Here is a 414-nt window from a genome sequence, read left to right as displayed (position 1 = left end):
AAGCGGTAAGGCAACGGACTTTGACTCCGTCATGCATAGGTTCAAATCCTATATCCCCAGCCATTTACTATGAGTCATTAGCTCAGTTGGTAGAGCACCTGACTTTTAATCAGGGTGTCGAAGGTTCGAATCCTTCATGACTCACTTTCATATTTTGCGGTCGTGGCGGAATTGGCAGACGCGCACGGTTCAGGTCCGTGTGGGCTAACCCCCCGTGGAGGTTCGAGTCCTCTCGACCGCACCATATTATTTTGCGGAAGTGGCTCAGCGGTAGAGCATCGCCTTGCCAAGGCGAGGGTCGCGGGTTCGATTCCCGTCTTCCGCTCCAATATTTGCGCCCTTAGCTCAGCTGGATAGAGCGTTTGACTACGAATCAAAAGGCCGGGAGTTCGAATCTCTCATTCGAATCTCTCA

At 51.9% G+C, this 414-nt stretch carries 4 tRNA genes; all 4 read left to right on the top strand.

Annotated features, from left to right (window positions below):
• The first annotated feature begins 71 nt into the window (after positions 1-71).
• The 4 genes from AB4Z30_RS30070 to AB4Z30_RS30055 all read left to right on the top strand — a co-directional run bounded on the left by AB4Z30_RS30070 (position 72) and on the right by AB4Z30_RS30055 (position 401).
• Positions 72-144: transfer RNA gene (locus AB4Z30_RS30070), tRNA-Lys, on the top strand.
• A 12-nt stretch (positions 145-156) separates the two neighbouring features.
• Positions 157-244 (top strand) — tRNA-Leu (locus tag AB4Z30_RS30065).
• A gap of 9 nt (positions 245-253) precedes the next feature.
• Positions 254-328, top strand: a tRNA-Gly gene (locus tag AB4Z30_RS30060).
• A gap of 14 nt (positions 329-342) precedes the next feature.
• Positions 343-401 (top strand) — tRNA-Arg (locus AB4Z30_RS30055).
• Positions 402-414: the final 13 nt, after the last annotated feature.

This window comes from Paenibacillus sp. 2TAF8 (assembly GCF_052114825.1).
Classification (GTDB): Bacteria; Bacillota; Bacilli; order Paenibacillales; family Paenibacillaceae; genus Paenibacillus.
Note: the sequence above shows the minus strand (reverse complement) of the source record. Positions and strands in the feature narration are given on the sequence as shown.